Origin of the sequence: Leucobacter sp. Psy1, assembly GCF_020096995.1 — a bacterium.
GTDB lineage: Bacteria > Actinomycetota > Actinomycetes > Actinomycetales > Microbacteriaceae > Leucobacter.
Genome location: NZ_CP083692.1, coordinates 1,903,030 through 1,922,540, shown reverse-complemented (window position 1 = coordinate 1,922,540; position 19,511 = coordinate 1,903,030). Strand labels below are relative to the sequence as shown.

17 protein-coding genes and 1 tRNA gene are annotated in these 19,511 nt (G+C 68.4%); 15 read left to right on the top strand and 3 right to left on the bottom strand.

The window, feature by feature from the left end; all coding sequences use genetic code 11:
- Positions 1-49: 49 nt before the first annotated feature.
- The 3 genes from K8P10_RS08980 (at position 50) to K8P10_RS08970 (ending at position 4,363) form a co-directional block, all read left to right on the top strand.
- Entirely contained in the window at positions 50-1,546 is a 1,497-nt protein-coding gene (locus tag K8P10_RS08980) for a GuaB1 family IMP dehydrogenase-related protein (protein WP_224778591.1), read from the top strand.
- 112 nt (positions 1,547-1,658) lie between these two features.
- Positions 1,659-3,098: a threonine synthase gene (gene thrC / locus K8P10_RS08975; protein WP_224778590.1), complete on the top strand. Its 1,440-nt coding sequence runs from the start codon at positions 1,659-1,661 to the stop codon at positions 3,096-3,098.
- Between the two features lie 128 nt (positions 3,099-3,226).
- Positions 3,227-4,363: an AI-2E family transporter gene (locus tag K8P10_RS08970; protein WP_224781256.1), complete on the top strand. Its 1,137-nt coding sequence runs from the start codon at positions 3,227-3,229 to the stop codon at positions 4,361-4,363.
- Here K8P10_RS08970 and K8P10_RS08965 read toward each other — a convergent pair.
- Complete coding sequence (locus K8P10_RS08965) at positions 4,340-5,032, bottom strand: MBL fold metallo-hydrolase (protein ID WP_224778589.1); 693 nt, start codon at positions 5,030-5,032, stop codon at positions 4,340-4,342. The two genes, K8P10_RS08970 and K8P10_RS08965, sit on opposite strands and share 24 nt — an antisense overlap.
- Positions 5,033-5,127: 95 nt before the next feature.
- On the opposite strand from K8P10_RS08965, the gene K8P10_RS08960 reads away from it, so the two are divergent.
- The 10 genes from K8P10_RS08960 to K8P10_RS08915 all read left to right on the top strand — a co-directional run bounded on the left by K8P10_RS08960 (position 5,128) and on the right by K8P10_RS08915 (position 14,886).
- On the top strand, positions 5,128-5,445 hold the full coding sequence (locus tag K8P10_RS08960) for a hypothetical protein (protein ID WP_224778588.1): 318 nt from the start codon (positions 5,128-5,130) through the stop codon (positions 5,443-5,445).
- A gap of 93 nt (positions 5,446-5,538) precedes the next feature.
- Positions 5,539-6,348 (top strand): ABC transporter ATP-binding protein, encoded by an 810-nt coding sequence (locus K8P10_RS08955; RefSeq protein ID WP_224778587.1) that lies wholly within the window; start codon positions 5,539-5,541, stop codon positions 6,346-6,348.
- Positions 6,345-7,856 (top strand): hypothetical protein, encoded by a 1,512-nt coding sequence (locus K8P10_RS08950; protein WP_224778586.1) that lies wholly within the window; start codon positions 6,345-6,347, stop codon positions 7,854-7,856. Before K8P10_RS08955 ends, K8P10_RS08950 begins: the two co-directional genes overlap by 4 nt.
- 157 nt (positions 7,857-8,013) lie before the next feature.
- Positions 8,014-8,089, top strand: a tRNA-Glu gene (locus K8P10_RS08945).
- 284 nt (positions 8,090-8,373) lie between these two features.
- Positions 8,374-9,840: a 3-isopropylmalate dehydratase large subunit gene (gene leuC, locus K8P10_RS08940; protein WP_224778585.1), complete on the top strand. Its 1,467-nt coding sequence runs from the start codon at positions 8,374-8,376 to the stop codon at positions 9,838-9,840.
- A 3-nt stretch (positions 9,841-9,843) separates the two neighbouring features.
- Complete coding sequence (gene leuD / locus K8P10_RS08935) at positions 9,844-10,446, top strand: 3-isopropylmalate dehydratase small subunit (protein ID WP_224778584.1); 603 nt, start codon at positions 9,844-9,846, stop codon at positions 10,444-10,446.
- Positions 10,410-11,831 (top strand): UDP-N-acetylglucosamine 1-carboxyvinyltransferase, encoded by a 1,422-nt coding sequence (gene murA / locus K8P10_RS08930; protein WP_224778583.1) that lies wholly within the window; start codon positions 10,410-10,412, stop codon positions 11,829-11,831. Before leuD ends, murA begins: the two co-directional genes overlap by 37 nt.
- A 61-nt stretch (positions 11,832-11,892) precedes the next feature.
- Positions 11,893-12,660, top strand: a complete 768-nt coding sequence (locus tag K8P10_RS08925) for a 1-acyl-sn-glycerol-3-phosphate acyltransferase (protein WP_224778582.1) — start codon at positions 11,893-11,895, stop codon at positions 12,658-12,660.
- Positions 12,657-13,772, top strand: a complete 1,116-nt coding sequence (locus K8P10_RS08920) for an NAD(P)H-dependent glycerol-3-phosphate dehydrogenase (protein WP_224778581.1) — start codon at positions 12,657-12,659, stop codon at positions 13,770-13,772. Before K8P10_RS08925 ends, K8P10_RS08920 begins: the two co-directional genes overlap by 4 nt.
- Before the next feature lie 10 nt (positions 13,773-13,782).
- On the top strand, positions 13,783-14,886 hold the full coding sequence (locus K8P10_RS08915) for a D-alanine--D-alanine ligase family protein (RefSeq protein ID WP_224778580.1): 1,104 nt from the start codon (positions 13,783-13,785) through the stop codon (positions 14,884-14,886).
- Positions 14,887-14,904: 18 nt separating this feature from the next.
- Here the strand turns inward: K8P10_RS08915 and K8P10_RS08910 are convergent, their stop codons facing one another.
- Complete coding sequence (locus K8P10_RS08910; protein WP_224778579.1) at positions 14,905-15,402, bottom strand: DUF3515 family protein; 498 nt, start codon at positions 15,400-15,402, stop codon at positions 14,905-14,907.
- Between the two features lie 117 nt (positions 15,403-15,519).
- Here K8P10_RS08910 and K8P10_RS08905 point away from each other — a divergent pair, with 117 nt between their 5' ends.
- Positions 15,520-16,785, top strand: a complete 1,266-nt coding sequence (locus K8P10_RS08905; RefSeq protein WP_370631837.1) for an IS30 family transposase — start codon at positions 15,520-15,522, stop codon at positions 16,783-16,785.
- A gap of 65 nt (positions 16,786-16,850) precedes the next feature.
- Positions 16,851-17,861: a thiamine-phosphate kinase gene (gene thiL, locus K8P10_RS08900; RefSeq protein WP_224778577.1), complete on the top strand. Its 1,011-nt coding sequence runs from the start codon at positions 16,851-16,853 to the stop codon at positions 17,859-17,861.
- On the opposite strand, the gene K8P10_RS08895 is transcribed toward thiL, so the two are convergent.
- Positions 17,834-19,420, bottom strand: a complete 1,587-nt coding sequence (locus K8P10_RS08895) for a PucR family transcriptional regulator (protein ID WP_224778576.1) — start codon at positions 19,418-19,420, stop codon at positions 17,834-17,836. The two genes, thiL and K8P10_RS08895, sit on opposite strands and share 28 nt — an antisense overlap.
- Positions 19,421-19,511 lie beyond the last annotated feature (91 nt).

The following is a 19,511-nucleotide window of genomic DNA, read 5'->3' as shown; positions in this document are numbered from 1 at the left end:
CGCAGTGGATGAGAGCGTTTCCGGGGGCGCGTGCCGTAACGTGGGGCACATGGAATTCATCGGCGCGAGCCCCACGGTCGACCTCACATACTCTGACGTGTTCCTCGTTCCGCGGCGATCAGCGGTGGGCAGTCGCCTGTCCGTCGACCTCGCGCCGAACGACGGCACACCCGCGACTCTGCCGCTCGTCGCGGCGAACATGAACTCGGTGACGGGACCCCGTCTCGCCGCGGTGCTGGCCCGACGCGGCGGGCTCGCCGTGCTCCCTCAAGATCTCGCGATCGACGATCTCGTCGCAGCGGTGCAGCGCGTGAAGTCCCAGCCCGTCGACTGCGACGCCCCGCACCTCATGCCCGCCGCAGCCACCGCTGCCGAGGCGATGCGCACCGTGCCCGTGGCTGAGGGACACGGCGTTGTCGTCGTGGATGGTCGGGCCGAGACCGAGGGCGGCGCCGCGGCGGCGCCCGGGATCCCGATGGATCGCGTGCTCGGCGTCGTGTCGGCGACCCGCCTGGCTGCCGTGCCAGGCGATGCCGTGCTCGCCCACCTCGCGCAGACCGAACCCCCGACGATCGACGCAGGCGAGCTGGGGGAGGGTCGCGAGACTTTCGACCGGGTCACCGCGCTCACCGGGGGCGACCCCGATCAGCTCGTATGCGTCGTCTCGGCTGGTCGACTCATCGGAACGCTGACGGAGCGGAGCGCACTCAGAGGCTCGCTGTATCGCCCAGCAGTGAGTGACGACGGGCGACTCGCCACCGCGGCCGCCGTCGGGATCAACGGCGACGTCGCGGCCAAGGCACGCGCCCTCGCCGACGCTGGTGCCGACGCCCTCGTCATCGATACGGCGCACGGGCATCAGGAAGGCATGATCCGCGCGATCGAGACTGTCGCCGGGCTCGACCTCGGCCTCCCGATCGTCGCGGGCAACATCGTCACCTCGGACGGCGTGGATGATCTCGTGGCAGCGGGCGCCAGCATTCTGAAGGTCGGTGTCGGACCGGGCGCCATGTGCACCACCCGGATGATGACAGCCGTCGGGCGGCCGCAGTTCTCCGCCGTGCTGGACACCGCTCAGGCCGCGCGCGAACGCGGAGCGCACGTGTGGGCGGACGGCGGCGTCCGCTATCCGCGCGACGTCGCGCTTGCGCTTGCGGCGGGGGCGTCTTCGGTCATGATCGGTTCCTGGTTCGCGGGCACCGCCGAGTCGCCGGGCGAGCTCAGGACCGATGAGACCGGACGCGTGTACAAGGACTCCTGGGGTATGGCGTCGACGAAGGCCGTGCAGGCGCGCTTCGGGGCGCTCGACGCCTACGAGCGCGCGCGGAAGGAGCTCTTCGCCGAGGGCATTTCGGCGTCGAAGATCTACGTCGATCCGCTGCGGCCCGGCGTCGAGGACCTGCTCGACATGATCACCTCTGGCGTGCGCTCGTCGTTCACCTACGCCGGCGCCGGCCGCCTGGAAGACTTCCACGTGCGCGCGCACGTCGGCCTCCAGTCGGCCGCGGGGTACGAGGAGGGGAAGGCGCTCCCCGTCTCCTGGTAGGGGGAGAAAGCAGGGTGCGCGCGCCGCACCTCCCGATCCTGAGAGAATAGGTTCACGTGCGCCGACGGGTACTGAACGGTGTCCCGCGGCAGGCAGCTGAGAAGGAGCGAACGTGAAGTATCTCTCGACCCGTGGTGGGATGGATCCGGCCGGCTACGGTGAGATCCTGCTCGAGGGCCTCGCGCCCGATGGCGGACTCGTGGTGCCAGAGGAGCTGCCGCGTGTCAGCGCGGAGACCCGGGAGGCCTGGCGCGGGCTCGACTACCCGTCGCTCGCCACTGAGGTGCTGAGCCTGTTCGCGACGGATATTCCGAGAGACGACCTCGCGCGTATGTGCCGCGACGCGTACGCCGTGCGGCCCGAGAATTTCGTGGATCCCGCGGTGGTGCCGCTTGTGCCGCTCGGCGACGTGGACCCGCGTTTGTCGCTGGTGGGGCTCTCCGAGGGACCGACGCTGGCCTTCAAGGACATGGCCATGCAGTTCCTGGGCCAGTCGCTGGAGTACGTGCTGCGGCGCAGCGGTCGCACGATCAACATCTTGGGCGCCACCTCGGGTGACACGGGTTCTGCGGCCGAGTACGCGCTGCGCGGCAAGGAGGGCATCGGCGTCTTCATGCTCTCCCCGCAGGGGCGCATGAGCGCTTTCCAGCGCGCGCAGATGTACTCGCTCACAGACGAGAACATTCACAACATCGCGGTTGCCGGTGTGTTCGACGACTGCCAAAACCTCATCAAGCAGCTCTCCGGCGACCTCGACTTCAAGCGGCACCACCGGCTCGGCACGGTCAACTCGATCAACCTGGGGCGCATCAGCGCACAGATCGTCTACTACTTCTGGGCGTGGTTGCGCCAGACCGACGCGCTCGATGCGGCGGAGCGCGAGACGGCTCAGGTGTCGATGACGGTTCCCTCGGGCAACTTCGGCAACATCCTGTCCGGTCACTATGCCAGGCAGATGGGTGTGCCCATCCGTCGTCTGGTGCTCGCGGCGAATGAGAACAATGTGCTCGACGAGTTCTTCCGTACCGGCATCTACGCACCGCGCGCGAGCGCCGAGACCTTCCTCACCTCGAGCCCGTCCATGGACATCTCGAAGGCCTCCAACCTCGAGCGCTTCATCTTCGACCTCCTCGGTCGCGACCCCGAGCGGCTCGCCGCCGCCTGGCGCGAACTCGACGAGACCGGCAGAATCGATCTCTCGGACGAGCAGCCGCGCTTCGCCGAAGAGTTCGGCATCGTCAGCGGTTCGAGCACGCACGCCGACCGTGTCGCTACGATCCGCGAGGTGCACGAGACCAGCGGCCTCGTCATCGATCCGCACACGGCCGACGGAGTGAAGGTCGCCAGGGAGCATCTGGAAGACCGGGTACCCATGCTCGTGCTCGAGACGGCGAAGCCCGCGAAGTTCCCCGAGATCGTGGTCGAGGCGATCGGCGCGTCCGATCCGCTGCCCGAGCATCTCTCGGAACTCCTCGATCTTCCGCAGCGGGTGACCGCGATGCCGAACGACGAAGTGCAGCTCCGCGAATACGTCGAGGCGCGCGCCGTCTGACCGTTGCAGAGCACGGGGTATAGGCTCCTATCCACATCGCAGAACAGTTGAGACCACGCAAGATACGGGGGAATGCAGTGTTCGGACGGCAGTTGCGCAGGCGCAATACGGAGGCGTTGACCGCGGCGCTGGGGGATGGCGCGGAGCCGACGGCGAGGGAGGATCGCCCCTCCGCTTTCAGGCTCTGGAGCGACGGGCTCGGCTACCTCGGCACGCGCTCGCTGCAGATCATCATCGTTCTCACGCTGACGGCTGGGCTGATCTGGGGCATGCGCCAGGTGTCGTTGGTCGTGATTCCGGTGCTGCTCGCCCTCATCTTCGCGAGTACGTTCGCGCCGGTGATGAGAGTGCTGCGCCGCAAGAACGTGCCCGACGTGCTGGCCACCGTCATCGTGCTGCTCGGCATCGTGCTGCTTTTGACGGGAATCGGTTGGCTGATCGTCTGGGCGGTGAAGGATCAGTGGGACGAGCTCGCGTCCCAGGCCCAGGATGGGTTCACCGAGCTGGTGAACACGATTCCGCAGCTGCCGTTCGCCCCCGACCAGGATCAGCTGCTCGAGTGGCGTGACCAGTTCGTGAACTGGGCGACCGACTTCCTCACCAGTTCGCAGTTCGGCAGTGGGGCGATCGCCGGCGTGAGCGCTGTCGGCAGCTTCGTGACGGGGCTCGTGCTGATGATCGTCGTGCTGTTCTTCTTCTTGAAGGACGGCCCGAAGATCTGGCGTTTCCTGCTGCGTCCCTTCGAGGGTGCGTACCGTGAGCGCGCGCAGCGCGTCGGCGGCAAAGTGGTTCAGACCCTCGGTTCCTACGTGCGCGGCACTGCTTCGGTAGCGGCCGTCGACGCGATCGGTATTCTGATTGGTCTGCTGATCCTCGGTGTGCCGTTGGCCGTCCCCCTTGCGGTGCTGGTGTTCCTGCTCGCCTTCATCCCGATCGTCGGTGCGACGCTCGCGGGAACGTTGGCCGCGCTCGTGGCACTGGTCTCGGACGGGTTTGTGACCGCCATCATCGTCGTCGGCATCGTGGTCCTCGTGAATCAGCTCGAGGGCAACTTCCTCCAGCCCGTGCTGATGGGCCGGGCGCTGAAACTGCACTCACTCGTCATCCTGCTCGCCCTGACCGTCGGTACGGTGCTGAGCGGTGTGCTGGGCGCCGTGCTTGCGGTGCCGATCGCGGCGGTCGCCTGGGGCATCGTCAAGGTGTGGGACGGACCCGAGACTCCCGCCAAGTGGGCGCGACCATCACCCTCCGAAGTCGAACAGTGACGCGCGGCCGCCGCTGACCTCTGACGCGGTGGGGAGCTCGAAGAGCTCTCCACCGGTCTCTGCGAGGCACTCGCGCACTCGCGCGGTGAACAGGTTCAGCCCGGCAGGTGAGAGCATGGCGTCGTGCGTCAAATAGACGCGTCGTGCCCGGGTGTGCAGCACGAAGTCCATGACCTGCGAGATGTTCGACCAGGGTGAACCGATGGGCACCCCGAGCACGTCGGCGCGGAACGGCGGGCGCACCAGAGAATCCCCGCCGTATGCGAACACGCCGTTCACGCGCACGCCGACGTTGTCGATGACCGGAATGCTCGCGTGCAGCACCTCGTGCCTGCCCCCGTAGAATTCGAGCGCGAACGGGCCGAAGTCCATCGCATCGCCCTCGGCGACGATCCGGGCGCCAGGAATCCCCGCCTCGGCCAGCGATGCCGCGGTCGTGGCGGTCGTGGCGATCGGGCACTCCGGGGCTGCGTTCCGGATCGCGGCCACGTGTTCCGGTGTCCAGTGATCCGCGTGCTCGTGCGTGATGACGAGGCCCGCGAGTGGGGGCGCGCACTCGAGCGCCAGCGAGAGCTCCTCTGCGGTGGTGAAGCTGCCTGGATCGATGAGGAGCGCGTGGTCCGCCTGGACGAGAACCACTCCGGCGTGAGCGAGTCTGAATGCCTGCATGGGCCGATCCTACGCCTCTCCGGGATATCGGTGAGCGGATACAGTGGAGGGGGCCTTGATCACTCTGAACGGCGATGCCTGAGCGGAGGTGCGTGATGCTCCAGCGGTGGGAACTGCGTCTGAGCGTGCACCTCATGCTGCTCTCGTGCTCGATCGCGGCACTGGCCCCCGAAGGCGTTCTGCCGAGTTCGATAGCGATCCTGCTCGCACTCGTCGGCGCCGTCTCTCTTGCGGTGGCTGTCGTGGCGGTGGTGCTGCAGGTCATCACGGGTGCGGCCCGCGTGCCGAGTCCAGCGCGCCAGCACACTCCCTTCAGGTCACGGGCGCACGGGCTGCATTTCAGCGAGGGATCGGCGCAACCCCGCGCGCCGACCGACGTCCGACGCGCCCCGCGCCTGCACCTCGCGATCTGACATCCGCCGCACTCGTTCGGCCTGATGATTGGTCCGTACGTGCGAGACGGGGCGCCGCAGCGCACCCCGCACCTCCCACGAACAGGACACCCCGTGACATTCCGCTTCCGCATGCCCGTGCTCCGTCTGCCCGTGCTCCGTCGACCACTGCGCTCAGTGCTTCCGAACTCGGAACCCGCGTACTGCGCTCCCGTCGACCCCGATCCTGATCCAGGTTTCCCTCACGACGGTGACATCGTGCTGAGCGTCGACGATGCATCGGTCTCGCGCGACGGCATCACCCTGCTCCCGCCGACATCCCTCACCGTCGCCGCGGGGGAGTGCGTCGCCGTTCGCGGGGAGAACGGAGCGGGCAAGACGACGCTCCTCCGCGTGCTCGCCGGTCGGCTCAGGCCCACCGGCGGCTCCGCCGCCCTCGCGGGCCGCACCGTCGACGAGCGGTGCCCCGAGGTACGCCGCGCGATCGCCGCACTCATCGACCCGCCGGCGCTGTATCCGGATCTCACGGTCGCCGGTCATCTCGAGTTCATCGTGGCGGCCTGGGCGCCGTTCGACGAGCGGAATGAGCCGGAGACCGCCGATCCGTCCGCGGGACTCACGGCCCGGCAGTCCGCCATCGAAGCCGCGCTACGCGCGTTCGGGCTCTCCCCGCTGCGCGACCGGTTTCCCGACGAGCTCTCCAGTGGACAACGACAGCTCGTCGCGCTCGCGGTGACGTTCGCGAGGCCCGCCCGCGTGATCCTGCTCGATGAACCCGAGCAGCGTCTCGACCCCGACCGTCTGGCGCTGCTCGAAGCGGAGATCCGTCGCGCCTCGGAGCGCGGCATCTCGGTCGTGTTCGCCTCGCACAGCACCGCACTGGTGGCGGCCGTCGCGCACCGCAGCGTCAGGGTTGCCGCGTGAGGGCGTCGGGTAGAGGGACCCTCTTCAGCGTCTATCTCGGTGTCATGCTGGGGGTGACCGTCGGCCTGCCGGTGGGGCGCGCGCTGATCCTGTGGGGCGCTGAGGGTGCGCCGTGGCTGGCAGAGACGGTTCCCGGTGAGGGTGCGTCCCTCCTCCTCGCAGCGATCCCGCTCATTTGGATACTCGCCGCCGCCGTGGGACCGCACTTCGCCCCGGCTCGGGACACGCTGCCGCGCCTCGACCTGGTGCACGCGCTGCCGCATCCGCGCGACCGTCTGCTCCGCGGCGGTGCCGCGCGTTCGATCGCGACCTGGGTGGTGATCGGTGGTGCCGGGGGAGTGATGGTCGCCGGAGTCTTCGAGGTCGGGGCCGCGTCGGTATTCGCCTCTGGGTTAGTGCTGCTCGCCACGGGACTGGCTTCGGGCCTCGGGGTCGGCGCCGGTGCCGGCGTGGCGGCGCTCATCGGGCAACGGGACCGCGCGTCGCGCATGCGGGTCTCGCTCGTCTGCGCTGTTTGCGTCTGCGCTGTTTGCGCGGGAGGGCTCGCGGCTGCCGTGCTCGGCGAGCCCTTGCCGGGGTTCGCCCCGAGCCGGGCATCTACGGTGGTCGCTGTGGGGGTTTCGGTGCTCGCGGGTGCCGGTGCACTGGCGCTCGGTGCTGTTCCCCGCCTTCTGCGGTCGCTCGACATCGACACCCTGCGGTCGCAGGCGATGCGCCGCCTCTCCGTCGGGGCCGCGCTCCTCACGGCTGACGCCCGCGCTGCCCTCGCACGGCTCGGAGCACCGGTCAGATGGGGGCGACGCCTTCGGTGGAGGCCGTCGGCGGGAGGTCGCGCGGGCGTGCTCCGCCTCGTCGTGGTGCGCGACGCGCTCGGCCTCGCGCGCACGCCGCTGCGCACCCTGCTGGCAGTCGCCGCTCTCGTGGTGAGCGGTGCGCTTGCAGCACTGAGCGGTGCTGCGCACCTGGAGCCGACCGGGGTCGCGGTGCTCGGTGCGTGTTCCGCGCTCCTCGCCTCTGCCGCGGCGGGGACCACCGCCCGCGGCCTGCGCGCTGCCGCTTTCGGGGCGGGAAGTCCCTCGCTCCTCCCATGCAGCCACGGACGACTGCTCGTCGCTCATCTCGTGGTGCCCCTCGTCGTCTCCACCCTCGGTGCGTTGCTCGGGGGTGTCGCGATGCACGATCTTGGTGGCGGGGCGGTCGGGGTCTGCATCGCGAGTGGCGCGGTGCTGGCCGCGGCTGTCGCAGCGCATCAGGGACCGCTGCCCGAGGCACTGCTCGCTCCCGTGCAGACCCCCGCAGGCGACGCGGCGGGACTGGTGGTCGTCATCTGGATGCTGGGGCCGCTCCTGACCGTGGCGGCAGGAGGCGCGCTGCTCGCCGTGGTCTCCGCACTGGCCACGGCATCCACCCACGGGGCGGGTTTCGCGGTGACATCGATGACCACCGCGCTCATGCTCATCGGATGGGCGTGGTGGCTTCGGCATCGAGTGCGTGGCGGGCGTGGATGACCCGTCCCACGACCCGTTCCCCAGGCGGGATCGGAGGACCTCCGAACGCGACGCGCCCGAGATTCGCGGCTGGATTTGTGCCGCTTGCGAGGGTGTGCCAAGATAGAGGGGTTGCTGAGGCAGGGGCGAGAGTCCGGCTGAGGTAACAGAAGTGCTCGGCCCCATCGTATAGCGGCCTAGTACGCCGCCCTCTCACGGCGGTAACGCGGGTTCGAATCCCGCTGGGGTCACCAAGAGGCTCCCGGTTCGGCAGATCATGCTGACCGGGAGCCTTTCGTGTTTTTCGAAGCGCGGGGATCGGGCCGCAGGCTCCCCAGTGTGCGCTTCGCCCGCACTCCGGCCGCACCCAGACGGGAATGGGCGACAGTGGTAAACTGCTCGCTATGCGTGTGCGGCAGCTTCTTCCTTGCCGCGACGGGGGTTAATTCACCGACCCACCCGTCGCGGAGCTTCCGCGTGGTCGGTCTCACCCCACCTATTTCAGCGCTTCGCGCGAAAGGAAACGGCAGAAGCACTCATGACTGCACAACCCCGCACTCTGGCGGAAAAGCTCTGGAACGACCACGTCGTCGTTCGCGGTGAAGACGGCGCCCCCGATCTCATCTACATCGATCTCCACCTGATTCACGAGGTTACGAGCCCGCAGGCGTTCGATGGCCTGCGCATGGCCAATCGGCCGCTGCGTCGAGTCGATCTCATGATCGCGACCGAGGATCACAACACCCCGACCCTCAACATCAACCGTCAGATCGAGGATCCGACGAGTCGCGTGCAGATCGACACGCTCCGCAAGAATGTTGAAGAGTTCGGCGTGCGTGCGCATCCGCTCGGCGACCGCGAGCAGGGCATCGTGCACGTGGTCGGCCCGCAGCTGGGTCTGACAATGCCCGGCGTGACGGTGGTCTGCGGCGATAGCCACACCTCGACGCACGGCGCGTTCGGGGCGCTCGCGTTCGGCATCGGCACGAGCGAGGTCGAGCACGTCATGGCGACGCAGACGCTGCCGCTCAAGCCGTTCAAGACGATGGCGATCAACGTCGAGGGCGAGCTGCGCCCAGGCGTCACGGCGAAGGACATCATCCTCGCGGTGATCGCGAAGATCGGGACCGGTGGCGGTCAGGGGTACGTGCTCGAGTACCGCGGGTCGACGATCCGCAATCTCTCGATGGACGGCCGCATGACGATCTGCAACATGTCGATCGAGGCGGGTGCCCGCGCGGGCATGGTCGCGCCGGACGAGACGACGTTCGCGTACGTGAAGGATCGCCCTCACGCCCCGCAGGGTGAGGACTGGGACGCCGCGGTCGAGTACTGGAAGACACTGCCCACCGACGAGGGCGCCGTCTTCGACGAGGAGGTCTTCATCGACGCCTCGCAGCTCGAGCCGTTCGTGACGTGGGGCACCAACCCCGGCCAGGGCGTTCTGCTGAGCGACACCGTGCCGAATCCGGCAGACATCGAGGAGCCGAACGCCCGTGCGTCGGCCGAGCGCGCGCTGGAGTACATGGATCTCCAGGCCGGTACGCCGATGAAGGAGATCGCGGTCGACACCGTCTTCATGGGCTCGTGCACGAACAGCCGCCTGGACGATCTGCGTGATTTCGCGAGCATCATCCAGGGCAAGCGCAAGGCCGAGGGGCTGCGACTGATGGTCGTGCCCGGCTCCGCTCGGGTCAGACTGGAGGCCGAGGCCGAGGGCATCGACAAGATCGTCGAGGAGTTCGGCGGGGAGTGGCGTTTCGCCGGGTGCTCGATGTGTCTCGGCATGAACCCCGACCAGCTCGCTCCTGGCGAGCGGTGCGCGTCGACGTCGAACCGCAACTTCGAGGGTCGGCAGGGCAAGGGCGGTCGTACTCACCTGGTGTCGCCACTTGTGGCCGCCGCGACGGCGATCCGCGGAACGCTGTCGAGCCCGTGGGATCTCGCAGAAGACGAGGCCAACGGTGTGGATCACGGTGCGACGAACGAGAAGGTGGAGGCGTAACCCATGGAGAAGTTCACCACGTTCACGGCGACTGCTGCTCCGCTGAAGCGTTCGAACGTCGATACCGACCAGATCATCCCTGCCGTGTTCCTGAAGCGGGTCACGAAGACCGGCTTCGAGGATGCGCTGTTCTACCACTGGCGGCAGGATCCGGAGTTTGTGCTCAACCAGCCCGAGTTCCAGCACGCCGAGATCCTGGTCGCCGGCCCCGACTTCGGTACCGGTTCGTCGCGCGAGCACGCCGTCTGGGCGCTGCGCGACTACGGGATCAAGGTCGTGATCTCTCCCCGGTTCGCCGACATCTTCCGTGGCAACTCGAGCAAGCAGGGTCTCGTGGCCGCGCAGGTCGAGGAGCCCGAGGTCGAGCGGATCTGGCAGATCCTCGACGAGCAACCCGGGGCCCAGGTCACGGTGAGTCTCGAGGACCGCACGGTCTCGATCGGCGACCTGACGGTCCCGTTCCAGATCGACGAGTACGCTCGCTGGCGCCTCATGGAGGGTCTCGATGACATCTCCCTGACGCTCCGCAGCGAAGACGCCATCAGCGCGTTCGAATCCAAGCGTCCGTCATGGATGCCCACTACGATCCCCGCGAGGTCCGAGTGACGAAGAACAAGGAAGACCTGGGACTCCACAAAGATTCCCAGAAGGCCGCCGCACGGGTCGGTCTCACCTCAGATGAGATCATCATCAACGGCGGACGGCCGCTCAACGGCCGCATCGAGGTGCGCGGGGCCAAGAACCTCGCCACCAAGGCCATGGTTGCCTCGCTGCTCGGCCACACCCCGAGCACGCTGCGCAACGTCCCGAACATCTCCGACGTCCGCGTGGTCGCCGGCCTCCTCGCCCTGCACGGCGTGCTCATCACGCGCGGCGCAGAAGAGGGCGAGTGGCGTCTCGACCCGTCGAACGTCGAGACCGCGCACAAGGCCGACATCGACGCGCACGCGGGGTCGTCGCGCATCCCGATCCTGTTCTGCGGCCCGCTGCTGCACCGGCTCGGCGAGGCATTCATCCCCGACCTCGGCGGGTGCCGGATCGGCGACCGCCCGATCGACTTCCACCTCGACGCGCTCCGCAACTTCGGCGCCGTTATCGAGAAGCTTCCGAGCGGCATCAGCCTGACGGCGCCGAACGGCCTGAAGGGCGCCAACATCGAGCTTCCGTACCCATCGGTCGGGGCGACGGAGCAGGTGCTGCTCACCGCCGTACTGGCGGAGGGGCAGACCGAGCTCCGCAACGCGGCCATCGAGCCGGAGATCGTCGATCTGATCTGCATCCTCCAGAAGATGGGGGCGATCATCTCGATGGAGCCGAATCGCGTCATCTTCATCGAGGGCGTGAAGGAGCTCCGCGGTTACGACCACGCGGCGATCTTCGATCGCAACGAGGCGGCGAGCTGGGCGGCGGCCGCGCTGGCTACGAAGGGCGACATCTTCGTCGGCGGCGTGGAGCAGGAAGAGATGATGACCTTCCTGAACGTCTTCCGCAAGGTCGGCGGCGACTTCGACGTGCGACCCGACGGTATCCGCTTCTGGCACCCGGGCGGCATGCTCAAGCCGGTGACGATCGAGACCGACGTGCACCCCGGCTTCATGACCGACTGGCAGCAGCCGCTCGTGGTGGCGCTCACGCAGGCCGACGGCGTCTCGACGATCCACGAGACCGTCTACGAGAACCGCTTCGGCTTCACCGACGCGCTCAACAAGATGGGCGCCGACATCAAGGTGTACAAGGACGGACTGCACGACGACACGCGTCGCGTCATGCGCCGCGAGTTCGAGCAGGCCGCCGTGATCACGGGCCCGACGGATCTGTCGGGCGCCGACGTCGAGGTCCCCGACCTCCGTGGCGGCTTCAGCCACCTCATCGCCGCGCTCACGGCTGAGGGCCAGTCGAAGGTCACGAACATCGGCATCATCTCGCGCGGGTACGAGAACTTCATCGAGAAGCTGCGCCTCCTCGGCGCCGACTTCATCTACGAGGGATAGGACTCGCCGACGCGGGCGCACCTGTTCCTGCAGGGCGCCCGCGTCAGCGATAATTGAGACTATGAGCGACACGGTGAAGATGCGCAGCACGGCATCAGCGGAGAAGCGGCGGCCCTCGGTCTTCTGGGTACTCGCCACGCTGATCCTGCCGTTCTGGTCGTTGATGGTGCGGTACCGATTCACACCGGAGTCGCGGCTCCCGCAGCGGGGCTCATTCATCCTGTCGCCCAACCACTACAGCGAGATCGATCCCATCGCGATGGGCGCGGCCGTCTGGCACCTGGGTCGCGCACCGCGCTTCCTGGCGAAGGCGAGCCTCTTCAAGCTTCCGGTCGTGGGCTGGCTGCTGCGCGCCTCCGGTCAGGTGCCGGTCGAGCGCGACGGTCGCACCCGCAGCTCGGCGAGTAATCCGCTCGGGGCTGCAGGTGAGCTCATCCGACGCGAGGCCGGGGTCATCGTCTATCCGGAGGGCTCGCTCACCCGCGATCCCGACCTGTGGCCGATGCGGGGCAAGAGCGGCGCCGTGCGCCTGGCGCTGGAGTCGGGCATGCCGCTGATCCCTGTGGCCCACTGGGGTACGCAGCGCCTCATGCCGCGATACGGCAAGCGCATCCACCCGTTCCCCCGCAAGACCATCGAGATCGCCGTGGGGGAGCCGCTGGATCTCAGCCGGTTCGAGGGGCGCACCGATCAGCGGTCGATCGCCGAGGCGACGGACCTGCTCATGGCGGAGATCGCGAAACTGCTCGGCGGGCTCCGCGGTGAGACGCCGCCGGAGGAGCGCTGGGACCCGAGCAAGCACCAGCAGAATGAGACGGGGCGTTTTTGACTACGAGACCAATTCCGGTCGTCACCGGTAACCTGCAGCGGAACCGAGGCCGGAAGGTCGCGGTGATCGGCTCGGGCAGCTGGGGCACGACGTTCGCGAAGGTTCTCGCCGACGCCGGCTGCGACACCACCATCTGGGCCCGCCGCCACGAGGTGGCGCAGGAGATTCAGGTCGCGAGGCGAAACTCCCAGTACCTGCCTGGCATCAACCTGCCGCGCACGCTCCACGCGACTGCGGACCTCGCCGAAGCGCTGAAGGGCAAGTCGCTCGTCTTCCTTGCGGTGCCCAGCCAGACCCTCAGGCAGAACCTCTTGGACCTCGAGCCGTACCTCGATCGTCGGACCGTGCTCGTCAGCCTGGTCAAGGGCGTGGAGCGGACGACGACGATGCGCATGTCCGAGGTGATCGTCGACACGCTCGATCTCGAACCGCACCGGGTCGGCGCCGTCTCCGGCCCGAACATCGCGCTCGAAATCGCGAAGGAGCAGCCGACCGGCGGCGTGGCAGCGTGCGCCGATGCCGCCGTGGCGCAGGAGATCGCGACTGCCTGCTCGGCCCCGTACTTCCGCGGGTACGTCAGCACCGACGTGATCGGTACGGAGCTCGGCGGTGTACTCAAGAACCTGATCGCGCTCGCGATCGGCATCGTCGACGGTGTCGGATACGGCGAGAACACGAAGGCGGCGATCATCACGCGCGGCCTCGCAGAGATGACCGAGTTCGCGGTCGCGTCCGGCGCCGATCCGACATCGCTCTCGGGGCTCTCCGGTCTCGGTGACCTCATCGCGACCTGCCAGTCCCCGCTGTCGCGGAACAACACCGCAGGGCGCCTCATCGGACAGGGATACACCCAGGAGGAGACGCGCGAGCAGATGAGCCAGGTCGCCGAGGGCATCACCTCGGTTCCCTCGGTGCTCGAGCTCGCACGTGAGCGCGGCATCTCGATGCCGATCGTGGAGCAGGTGCAGATGGTGCTCGACCGTCGCATGCCGCCGAAGGATCTCGGGCCGCACCTGGCGACCGAGAATGACGTGCCCCAGCCGGAGCTCTCGCTGAGCGGCGAACCGCAGGGACGACTGCGGCGATTCTGGGATCGCCTCGTCGGCGAATAGCATGGGCGAGATGACGAAGGATCAGATGCGCACGGTAGTCCTGCTGTTCGGCGGCCGATCGAGCGAGCACGAGATCAGCTGCGTGACGGCTGCTGGAGTGCTCCACGCCATCGACCAGAGTCGGTTCCGCGTGATCCCCGTCGGCATCACGAAGACGGGCGCGACGGTGCTCGTCGATGCGGAACGACTCGATGGGTTCCGCCTCGACGGTGACGAGTTGCCGCACGTCGATGACAACGGCACCCGGGTGCTGTGGCCGGCGTCCGCGATGACGCGTGAGCTCAGCGTTATCGAATCCGACGGCACGATCAGGTCGCTCGGCGACATCGACGTGGTCTTCCCGACCCTCCACGGCCCGTTCGGTGAGGACGGCACGGTGCAGGGGCTGCTCGAGCTCGTGGATCTGCCGTATGTCGGCAGCGGCGTGCTCGGCTCGGCGCTCTGCATGGATAAGCACGCCGTGAAGACGATCCTTTCGGATTCCGGTGTGGCGGTGGCGCCGTGGAACACGATCACGCGTGCGCAGCTGGCGCAGGATCCGAGCCGCGTGGAGCGCCTCGACGAGGGGCTCGACTACCCGCTCTTCGTGAAACCGGCTCGCGCCGGGTCGAGTGTCGGCGTCACCCGAGTGAAGGAGCCCCGGGAGTTGTCCGCGGCGGTCGACGTCGCCTTCGCGGAGGACTCGATCGTGCTCGTGGAGAGCGGGGTCGTGGGCCGCGAGGTCGAGATCGCCGTGCTGGGCGGCCGAGACGGAGGCCCGACGCGCACCAGTTCGGTCGTCGGCGAGATCGTGTTCTCGGGGCGCGACTTCTACGACTACGAGGCGAAGTACCTCGGGGCTTCTGGCGTGGACCTCGAGCTGCCGGCGAACGTCACCGACGAGGAACTGCGTGCACTGCAGGACGCCGCTGCCGAGGCGTTCGAGCTCGCCCAGTGCGGCGGCCTCGCTCGCGTCGACTTCTTCCTCACCGACGCGGGGCCCGTGCTCAACGAGATCAACACCATGCCCGGCTTCACGCCCATCTCGATGTATCCGAGCCTCTGGTCGGCTTCGGGAGTCGAGTACACGGATCTCATCTCCGAGCTGATCGATCTGGCTCTCGAGCGCTCCTAGACCGGCGCTGAGCGCGAACTACTCGTCGAGGTCGAGGGTGTCGGCGAGGCTCGTGCACTCCCGCTCCTGCGGAAGGTACTGGACTACGGCACCCAGGTCGACGACGGTCGCGGTACCGCTGGCGAGCTCGGAGTTCACGATGACTTCGAGGCCGGGGGAGCGCCCGTATGCTTCGAAGCGGTAGAGCGGTGCGTTCGAGCGGTCGATGATCCAGTCGACGCCGTTGACGTCGACGCACTCGTCGGTCGTCGGACCGCTCGGCTCGACGCCGCAGCGAAGCAGCACCCCTGCGGGGTCGCCCCACGCCCCGGTCGACTGCGCGTTCGTCGTGCGGCGGTCGAGGTCCGCCACCGTGTCGGGCAGTCGGACGATCACGTCGGCGCAGGCCGGATTGTTCGCGTCCTCCGCGGCGTCCATCGGCACCTCGCCCGACGAGCACGCCGAGACGAGCGGGGCGGTGACGCACAGGGCGCCGAGAGCGGCGAGCGTGCGCAGAGCGCGGCGTCGAAAAGTCACGGTTCCAGCCTACCGGGGCACCCGCCATGCGCCCTGAGCGTGGCCGCATCATCGAGTGAGCACAAGTGGCCCCGTGGAACGCGGCGGTTTCAGGGGGCTAGTGCAACACCTTCATTGATGGAGGTGTGTATGGCAAGGGTGCCGAGGAACTACTCGGACGAGGCATGGTCCGCTGTCTTGAACGAGGTGGTGCGCGTCGGGTCGATTGAAGCGGTCGCTGCTGGGCGAGGTATGAGCCGGAACACGGTGACGAAATGGGCCAGGCTAGCGGGCATGGACACCTCACGCAGGTATGCACGCCGGGCAGACCTTACTGATGCGGAACGTTCCCCGGGGCGCGCTTACCATCGTCTGGGGTTGGAAGAGCGGGTGTTCATCGAGACCGCGCTCGGCATGGAACCTGCCTGGTCATATCGCCGGATTGCCCGGCATCTCGGAGTGAACGTATCGACAGTGTCTCGGGAGGTGAGGCGTCATCCAGTGACCCGCCCTCCCCTGCCGAACGGGAACGCTGGGAGCGGGGGTTCTAGGTATCACGCTGTGACGAGCCAGTATCGGACGATGCTGCTGCGCAGATCTCCCCGAACAAGAAAGCTCGACGATACGTTCCTGCGAGCATTGGTGGCCGATAGGTTGAATGCGAAGTGTTCGCCGCAGCAGGTCGCTGGCAGGTTGCGGGTCGAGTTCCCCGATAGTCCGGAGTTGTGGGTGTCGCACGAAACGATCTATCAAGCCCTGTACGTGCAAGGCGCCGGTGCCCTGCGGCACGAACTCACTGTCGAGAAAGCGCTCCGTTCGGGACGGACCGGGCGCATCCCTCAGTCCAAGCTGCCGGCGCGGACGAGGCGTCCGTGGTTGGACGGGGCGCACTTATTGGATCGTCCTGCCGAGGTTGCTGATCGTGCAGTTCCTGGGCACTGGGAAGGGGATCTCGTGGTCGGTCCGGGGAACTCTGGACTGGTGACGCTGGTGGAGCGGCAGACTCGGTTCGCGTTGATCGGCAGGCTTCCCGGGGTGCGGGACTCGGCCACGGTGGTTCAGGTGATGCAAGAGATGGTCGAGGGGTTGCCCGGGGAGTTACGCAAGACGGTGACGTGGGATCAGGGGGTCGAGATGGCTCGGCATGCTGAGTTCACGGTCGCGACGGGGTGTCGGGTGTTTTTCTGTGATCCGCACTCGCCCTGGCAGCGGGGGTCGAACGAGAACCTCAATGGGTTGATCCGTGATTTTTATCCCAAGGGAACCAATTTCAATGGTGTCAGTGACGGGGAGATCGCCCAGGTGCAGGAGCTCTTGAACGGTCGCCCGCGTCAGACGTTGGGGTTTTACACGCCGCGTGAGAGGCTGGACGAGTTGATCAGCGGTGTTGCACTAGCCCCCTGAAACCGCCCGCGGTCTCGGCACGAATCGCGCTCACTCGAGCGCTCGTGAACGATAGGTTGGGAGCCATGACTGAGACGGTGGGAGCGCTGGGGGAGACGCGCGTGCTGCGCAGGATCCTGGGGCGTCTTGGCGATGCTCCCGCGGCGACGGTGGGTCCAGGCGACGACTGTGCCGTGCTGCGGGCCGGCGGTGACCTCGTCGTCACGACCGACACCATGATCGAGGGGCCGGACTTCAGGCTCGCCTGGCACAGCGGATTCGAACTCGGGTGGAAGCTCGCGGCGACGAACCTGTCCGATGTCGCGGCGATGGGGGCCGTGCCGACGGCGCTCACGATCGCGCTCGCGTGCCCGCGTGACACGCCGGTCGCCCTGCTCGAGGAGATCTCCTCCGGGCTGGACGCCGCGTGTCGGGCGCTCGCGCCGGAGTGCGGCGTCGTCGGCGGCGACCTGGCGACGGCGCCGGTGCTGACAGCAGCGGTGACGGCGATCGGCGACCTCCGCGGGGTCGCGCCGGTGCTGCGGTCGGGTGCGCGCGCCGGGGACCGGTTGGCGTACGCCGGCGACCTCGGCCTCGCCGGCACCGGTCTGGCGCTGCTCTTCCGCGAGGGCGCCGATGCCGACGGGGTGGCGCACTCGCATGCTCTGGCGCGCCTCTGGGCCGAGCACCCCGAGGCGCTCGCGGCGCAGCTGGCACCCGCGCCTCCCGTGTCTCTCGGGGTACCTGCCGCGCGGGCCGGTGCGACGGCGATGCTCGACGTCTCAGACTCGCTCTCCCTCGATGCGGCGCGCATCGCGCGTGCGAGCGATGTCGACGTCGCCCTCGACCGTGAGCTGCTCGTTGCCGGGTTCGGTGAGCGCGACGGTGAAGGGGTCGGGATCGACGCCATGCTCACGGGGGGTGAGGATCACGGGCTCCTCGCGACCTTCCCCCCTCACGTCACGCCGCCGGCGGGCTTCGCGAGCATCGGCGAGGTGCGCGCACGCGCGGGGGCGGAACCCCGCGTGCTGGTGGACGACGAGGCGTTCTCGCCCAGCGGCTGGGATCCCTATCGAATCTCGCTTCCCGGCGTGTGACCCGCAGCGCTGCCTGCCGGGAGCGCGTCGCGGCCGAGGAGCCTGAGCGCGGCCCAGAGTTCGGCCCGCGCATCGGGGTCGTCGAGATCACGCTGCACCAGTGAGGCCGCTGTCGTCACCCTCGATTTCACGGTGTGGCGGTGCGCGCCGAGTTCCTGAGCGGCGGCGCTCGTCTGCCCGTGATGCCTGAGCCATGTCGCGAGCGTCGACTCGATCACGTCTCCCTGACGCTCGTCATGGTCGGCGAGCGGGGCGAGGAGCGTCTCCGCCTGGTGGCGCGCTTCGGGCTGCTCCTCGAGCAGGTGCATGAGACCGCGGTGCAGTGCGGGGGAGTAGATCGTGACTTCGCCGCCTGCCGAGGGTCGCGCGACGGCGCGCTCGGCCTGCTCGAGGAGGGCGGGGAGCCGATCGGAGGGACCGCGCTCGGAGGCACCGGCGGTCAGCTCGTGCGCGCGCACGAGCCGGCGCAGGTCGGGGAGTCTCGCCTGCTCGCACACGAGCACGGCGGCGTCACCGCGTTCTGCGAGGAGCACGCCCTGGCTCGTCGCGGCGAGCGAAGCAACATCCTCCTCGAACTCCGGATCCCTGGCACCGCCCGCGACGACGACGGCGCGCACCTCGCCCCGCGGCAGTCGCGGCATGAGGGTCTCGGCGACCCGTTCGGCGAGGTCGCGACGCCCCTCGAGCAGGAGCTCCAGTATGGAGCGTCGCAGTGAAGCCTCGGCCGTGACGGTCGCCGCCCGGTGTTCGAGTTGCACCGTCGCCAGGGCGGCGACGAGGCCGATGACCGTCTGGTCCGCGTGGTCCGGCGCGTGCTCACCCTGCGTGACGAGCACCCCGTGGAGCTGGCCGGCGTGCCCGAGGGTCTGCATCTGCACGCCTTGCTCCCCGCGTCCGCGCGCGAGGCCGGCGCGGACGCCGCGCTCCACCAGCAGCCGCGCCTCTCGGCGCACCCACTCCGCCGTCGCGGCATCGCGTTCGGATCGCGGGGCGTACTCGATGACCCGCCCGGTGCGGTCGGTGATCGCGACCCAGCGCCCGAGTCGAGCCGCCGCCTCGCGCACGGCGGCGCCGATCCCGTCGCGGTGCAGCGCTGCGCGGGCGATGCCGCGCTGCGACTCGAGCGCCCAGGCGTCGCGCTCGTGCGCCTTCGCGTCGAGCAGCCGGGCCGCCGTCTGGACGATCGAGATGAACGCCGTGTCGTACGGGACGCGGAAGAGCGGAAATCCGGTGCGATCGCAGGCGCGGACGAAGGTCTGGGGGATCCGGTCCCAGTGGAGGCCGACCGCGATGCCGAGTGCCGTGGCGTCGGCGTCGATCAGTCGCTGTACGAAGGCGTCGGCGGTCTCCTGATCCGCGTGCTGGGAGAGGCGGGCTCCCGTCGTGAGGAGCACGGTGCGCGGGGGGAGGAAGAGCGCCGGATCCTCGAGCTCGCTCACGTGAACCCACTGGACCGGGCGCTCGTCGGTGTCCGCTTGCACTCCGGCGATGAGGACGAGCCCGAGTTGGTACTGGTGCACGAGCGCGCCCAGTTCGATGGTGGTGTAGGTGGGTTCCACGGGTCTCCTTGCACGTGCAGCATGCGTTGCGCATTGCCACAGTGGCGCGTGTCAACGCAGATGGACTCCATTGTGGCACGCGCCACTGCTG

Excerpts from the sequence above, each read along its gene's own strand:
- K8P10_RS08980 (WP_224778591.1), top strand. The coding sequence starts at position 50 with ATGGAATTCATCGGCGCGAGCCCCACGGTCGACCTCACATACTCTGAC.
- K8P10_RS08965 (WP_224778589.1), bottom strand. The coding sequence starts at position 5,032 with ATGCAGGCATTCAGACTCGCTCACGCCGGAGTGGTTCTCGTCCAGGCG.
- K8P10_RS08960 (WP_224778588.1), top strand. The coding sequence starts at position 5,128 with ATGCTCCAGCGGTGGGAACTGCGTCTGAGCGTGCACCTCATGCTGCTC.
- leuC (WP_224778585.1), top strand. The coding sequence starts at position 8,374 with ATGACTGCACAACCCCGCACTCTGGCGGAAAAGCTCTGGAACGACCAC.
- leuD (WP_224778584.1), top strand. The coding sequence starts at position 9,844 with ATGGAGAAGTTCACCACGTTCACGGCGACTGCTGCTCCGCTGAAGCGT.
- murA (WP_224778583.1), top strand. The coding sequence starts at position 10,410 with ATGGATGCCCACTACGATCCCCGCGAGGTCCGAGTGACGAAGAACAAG.
- K8P10_RS08925 (WP_224778582.1), top strand. The coding sequence starts at position 11,893 with ATGAGCGACACGGTGAAGATGCGCAGCACGGCATCAGCGGAGAAGCGG.
- K8P10_RS08915 (WP_224778580.1), top strand. The coding sequence starts at position 13,783 with ATGACGAAGGATCAGATGCGCACGGTAGTCCTGCTGTTCGGCGGCCGA.
- K8P10_RS08905 (WP_370631837.1), top strand. The coding sequence starts at position 15,520 with ATGGAGGTGTGTATGGCAAGGGTGCCGAGGAACTACTCGGACGAGGCA.
- thiL (WP_224778577.1), top strand. The coding sequence starts at position 16,851 with ATGACTGAGACGGTGGGAGCGCTGGGGGAGACGCGCGTGCTGCGCAGG.